Genomic DNA, 3,553 nt, shown 5'->3' with positions numbered 1-3,553 from the left:
CCGCCACCTGGCCCGCACCTCGCCGCGCCGCCCGTCACCCCGCGCCCAGCCACCGCCACGGCGCACGAACCGCCAGTCCGAAATTCGCCTCCACGTCCTCCCGCGTCTTGCCGTACGGCGCCTCGGTGAACGCCTCGGCATACACAAGCCGGAACGCGTCCTCCGCCCGCCCGGCCGCATCCCCGCCCAGCCGTTCGACGACGATCCCGTCCAAGCCACCCACCATGGCTTCACTCCCATCACGGTCGGGCGACCGCCCGCAGGAGGCCGTGGTCGGCGGCGACGGCCTGAATGTGGCCGGCCGCAGCTTGCGGGCCGAGGGTGGCCAGCGTCCACAGGGCGCTGAGCCGCCGGCCCGAGGGCCTTCTGCTGAGGTTCGGCGGTCGGAAGGGGATCACCGCGATGCCGTGTGCCTCGAACAGGGAGTGGTCGAGATAGGCCATGCCGCCGGTCCCGCAGAGGTAGGCACGGGCACCGGTTGCAGCGGCCAGGTCGGCGAGCCGCTGCGAACGGCCCGGCCTGGAGGGGAGACGGCTGCTGGTGAGGATGTGACCATTCCACCCGAGCACACCCAGCAGGGCGCGGGTCGAAGTCTCGGCGACCGTCGCGGTCCTGCCCGTGTCGAAGGCGTCCAGCACCGGCTCCAGGGCCTGGGCGAGGACGGGCCAGTGCGGGCTCACGCCGTAGTGCTGCCGCAGCATCCCTGCGGTCCTGCGGCGGGCCAGGCCCGGATTGTCGAGCACAGCATCCCGGATGAACGTGGGCCTTCCGTTCGGCAGGCGGGTCGGCAGGGTGAGCCACTGCTGGCGGGACGGGTCGTCGAGGGCGGCGAGGCGGGCTCGGTGCTGGTAGTCGCGGCGGGTGAACTGCACGTCGTCCAGGACGATCCAGTAGTCCGCCGTGAACAGCTTGGCCAGCGTCGTGAGCCGAGGCCAGAAGTTGGGCTGGTGGATCGCGCAGAGGCCACCGGGGGCCGGCAGTTCAGGAGGCGATGAGGTAGTCGGTGAAGCCGTCGCGGACGAGGGATTCGTAGGCTGCATGCACGTCCTCCGGGACGTACTGTGAGATGGCGAAGTCGAGGCGCGGGTACTCGACCACCCGCTGCAGATCGCCGACCATCATGCTGATCACGGCCTCCTCGTCGCCCATGGCTTTGAGGTAGGCGTCGAAGGGCAAGGGGTCCGAAGCGCACACTACTTCGGTCTCGGGCCACTGCTTGCGGCACGTGGCGAAGGCCCGTCGCTCCATGTACGGCATGGTGACCAGCAGCACGGAGCGTGGCCGTACACCGGCTGTCGTGAGGAGGTCGCGCGCGTAAGCGATGTTCTGCCCGGTGTTGGCGGCGTTCGGCTCCAGCAGCATCGCGTCGGCGGGAACGCCGAGCGCACGAGCGTGTTCGTGGAAGTGCACAGCCTCACCCCGAGGGAACACGCCGCTGGTCGCCGGGCTGTTGCCACCGGTGAACACGAGCGTGGGGAAGAGGCCGGACTCGTACAGGGTGGCGGCGTAGGTGCTGACGCCGAGGTCGTTGCAGCCCAGCGCGACGGCCGCGTCGCACGGCCGCAGTTCGTGTCCCATGTGGTGGTAGTCCCAGATCACCTGCGCGTTGCGCCGCTGTTCTTCGGTGACTGCCCGCGATCGTCCGTCCGTCACTGCTCTCTCCCCGATCGGTGACGTGAGGGCTTGAAGGCTCCTTCGCACGTCCTTCTGATGGCTTGGATGCTTCGTAACTGATGTCCGAGGCCGGACTGCGCGGCGATCCGCGCGGCTTCGTCGAGAAGTCGGAACCCGTCGTCCCGTGTGGCGGGGTCGGTGCGCAGGATGTGAGCCTGAGCGGTGGTCAGCTGCACCCGTTCCATCGGGGACCGCACGGCACCCGTGCTGCAGGCGACGTCCAGGAACCGGAACGCGGCAGTGAGGTCGCCGGCGCCCCGGCGGGCCAGAGCAAGCTTCTGATGGGCCACCGACCAGTCGTCGGGTTCGGTGAGCTCTTCGAAGTCGCGGGCGGCCGCCTGCATGACACGGGTCGCATAGTCGTGCTGGCCGTCCTTGCTCAGCGCGGTCCCCACCCACAACCGTGCCCGAGCACGGTCACGGGGCGAGAGCCTGTCGTCGGCAGCCAGGGCTTCGTAGCTGCGGGCGGCGATCTCCAGCTTGCCGGACATCTCCATGACAACCGCGAGGGACAGGTCGAGCTGTGCGACCCGGCGGGGGATGGCGATCCGTTCGAAGACCTCGCGCGCGTTGACGTAGGAGTGGCGGGCCGACAGCAGTCCGACACAAGTGCCCTGGTAGCGCCTGAGGTCGCCGAGCAGGGCGGTTGACCGGGCGAAGAGGTACAGGCCCTTCTCATCAAGCTCGGGGCCCTTGAACCGGCTCAGCCACCGAGTGAGGAGACTGTCGGCGACTGAGAAGTCCTGCCGTGACAGGGCGATCACCACCCGGTCCAGGTCATCGGCCCAGGACTCGTACTCCCAGGCTCGGGGACCGGAGGCGGTGACGCGACGTCGGCCCGTGTTGTGCACCGGGCTGGTCATCTCGGACAGAAGCGTTTCGAACCGCAGGTGGACGGCGGCGTCCGCGCGGCCGAGAGCGGTGTCGAGGATCGCCTGGGTGTCGGGTCTGGGCTCAGTGTCGGCGAGTTTGGACTCCCACTTGGACACGGTCGCGACAGCCAGGCCGAGTTGCTGGGCGAAGGCCCGCACACTCAGTCGCATGGCAAGGCGCAGGGCCCTGGCCTCCAGACCGGTCCAGTGGTGCACGGTCGCCACGCGTCACTCCCTTCCACCGGTCATGGAAGCAGATCCGTGCAGTCGGCGGGACGGAAGTGGAACAGAAGTGGAACAACCGGTGATTGGCCGCAAGTCGGCCTGACGCCACGCTTGGAGCGCCACTGAATGTCGACCCTTTGGACTGTTCTGAGCATGGAACCTCTCGCTGAGCAACACCAGATCAACGGCTCTGTCCGCCGCGACTCCGAAGACCGGCCCGGTACTGTGCGCCGAGTCGTGAGGGGCGCGATGCCGAGCACGGCCAAGCGGTTGTTCGAGGCCCGGCCCGAAGCGATCGGCGAGGCACGGTCCTTCGCCACCGAGGCCCTGACGGACTGGGGGCTGCCGGATCTCGCCGGGAACGTCCGGCTCTGCGTCTCGGAGCTCGCCACCAACGCGCTGCTCCACGGAACCGCCCCCGGCCACTGCTTCCTGGTCAGGCTCGATGCCGACGGGGAGGTCGTACGTCTCGAAGTACACGACAGCCGCCGCCGACGGCCCGAGCTCCGGCAGGCCGCCGGCACGGAGGCCTCCGGACGCGGCCTGGTGCTGGTGAACGCGCTCGCCGACGACTGGGGAGTTCAGGAACGCAGCCCGTTCGGCAAGATCGTCTGGACACGCTTCAAAGCCCCGGGACGGGCGACGGTGTGAGTGGGCCTACGTCGGGACCAGGGTGACCTCGACGGCCTTGATGGAGGTCCAGACGGGGTTGCCTTCGGCCAGGTGGAGGTCGGTGGCGGCGGAGGGGGTGATCTCGGCGACGAGTTCGGGGCCGTGGGGGC

At 69.3% G+C, this 3,553-nt stretch carries 6 protein-coding genes; 1 reads left to right on the top strand and 5 read right to left on the bottom strand.

The annotated features are described in order from the left end of the window. Positions 1-34 precede the first annotated feature (34 nt). From FNX44_RS25055 to FNX44_RS25040, 4 genes are read right to left on the bottom strand one after another with little or no spacing between them, the layout of a single operon-like run. Positions 35-226 (bottom strand): hypothetical protein, encoded by a 192-nt coding sequence (locus FNX44_RS25055; RefSeq protein ID WP_143651270.1) that lies wholly within the window; start codon positions 224-226, stop codon positions 35-37. 13 nt (positions 227-239) lie between these two features. Further along, positions 240-1,040: a WbqC family protein gene (locus tag FNX44_RS25050; RefSeq protein WP_143651269.1), complete on the bottom strand. Its 801-nt coding sequence runs from the start codon at positions 1,038-1,040 to the stop codon at positions 240-242. Then, positions 982-1,653 (bottom strand): YdcF family protein, encoded by a 672-nt coding sequence (locus tag FNX44_RS25045; protein WP_323369658.1) that lies wholly within the window; start codon positions 1,651-1,653, stop codon positions 982-984. Before FNX44_RS25045 ends, FNX44_RS25050 begins: the two co-directional genes overlap by 59 nt. Beyond that, positions 1,650-2,771, bottom strand: coding sequence for a helix-turn-helix domain-containing protein (locus FNX44_RS25040; RefSeq protein ID WP_143651268.1), 1,122 nt, complete (start codon positions 2,769-2,771; stop codon positions 1,650-1,652). Before FNX44_RS25040 ends, FNX44_RS25045 begins: the two co-directional genes overlap by 4 nt. A 249-nt stretch (positions 2,772-3,020) precedes the next feature. Between FNX44_RS25040 and FNX44_RS25035 the strand changes: the two genes are divergently transcribed. After that, positions 3,021-3,422: an ATP-binding protein gene (locus FNX44_RS25035; protein WP_143651267.1), complete on the top strand. Its 402-nt coding sequence runs from the start codon at positions 3,021-3,023 to the stop codon at positions 3,420-3,422. Positions 3,423-3,428: 6 nt separating this feature from the next. On the opposite strand, the gene FNX44_RS25030 is transcribed toward FNX44_RS25035, so the two are convergent. After that, positions 3,429-3,553, bottom strand: a 125-nt coding sequence (locus FNX44_RS25030; protein WP_173019283.1) for a TOBE domain-containing protein, incomplete at its 5' end; no start/stop codon positions are given.

It is taken from the genome of Streptomyces alkaliterrae (genome assembly GCF_007097205.2).
Taxonomy (GTDB): Bacteria; Actinomycetota; Actinomycetes; order Streptomycetales; family Streptomycetaceae; genus Streptomyces; species Streptomyces alkaliterrae.
Note: the sequence above shows the minus strand (reverse complement) of the source record. Positions and strands in the feature narration are given on the sequence as shown.